This is a genomic window from Photobacterium carnosum (genome assembly GCF_002849605.1).
Lineage (GTDB): Bacteria > Pseudomonadota > Gammaproteobacteria > Enterobacterales > Vibrionaceae > Photobacterium > Photobacterium carnosum.
The window spans coordinates 1-1,026 of record NZ_NPIB01000072.1 but is presented as its reverse complement, the minus strand read 5'-3'; the positions used below and the strand labels follow the sequence as shown (position 1 = coordinate 1,026).

The window sequence follows — 1,026 nt, the reverse complement described above, 5'->3', positions numbered from 1 at the left end:
CCTGATTACCACTATTTAACAGCCACTGTTAAATTATCTCCTATACTTCAATATATTGAAGTATAGGAGTGACGTTATGCCTAAGAATTCAATCCAATTTCAGAAAGGCTTTTCTATACCCGTATTTATGCAAATGTATGGGACAGAAATGCAATGTAGAGAGCGTTTATTTAATATTCGATGGAAAAATGGTTACGTTTGCCCTAACTGCGCTTCTAAAAGCTATTGTGAACTTAAATCACGCTCATTATATCAATGTAATAAGTGTCATCATCAGACATCATTGACGGCAGGTACTTTATTTTCTCATTCAAAATTACCGTTAACTAGTTGGTTTTTAGCTATTTATCTCATCACTCAAGATAAAAACAGTATTTCAGCATTAGAGCTAAAGCGTAAATTAGGGGTTTCTTATAACACAGCATGGCGAATAAAACATAAGCTCATGCAAGTGATGAAAGAGCATGATGATAATCGAAAGTTAGGCAATATCGTGCAATTGGATGATGCATATATTGGAGGTAAACAAAAAGGAAAGCGAGGACGTGGTGCCAAAGGTAAAACACCTTTTGTATCAGCGATCTCTTTGAATGAAGAAGGTCATCCTATTTATATGCGGCTAAGTGTTGTTTCTTGTTTTAAAAAACAAGAAATTACAGATTGGGCTAAAAAGCATTTACAAGAAAAAACGTTAGTCATATCAGATGGTTTGCCCTGTTTTAATGGTCTGTTAGCAGCAGATATTATTCATGGTTCATTATCAAAAAATGGTAAAGAACTTCACCAATATGAAGCTGCATTTTATTGGGTCGATACAATGATTGGTAACGTTAAAAATTCTATAAAAGGGACATATCACGCAATTAGAGAAAAACATATTCCTCGTTATCTTGGTGAATTCTGTTTTAGATTTAATTATCGGTTTCGAGTTGAAGATATATTCAATACGCTGATTAAATGTGGTGCAAAATCACCACCGATGCCAGAGAAATTATTAACTCTGGCTGAGTCTCGGTGGTAATCAGG

The 1,026-nt window shown here is 34.5% G+C and carries 1 protein-coding gene; it reads left to right on the top strand.

The genetic code is table 11. The annotated features are described in order from the left end of the window. Positions 1-76 precede the first annotated feature (76 nt). Entirely contained in the window at positions 77-1,021 is a 945-nt protein-coding gene (locus tag CIK00_RS21115) for an IS1595-like element ISPma1 family transposase (RefSeq protein WP_101770506.1), read from the top strand. The last annotated feature ends 5 nt before the right edge of the window (positions 1,022-1,026 follow it).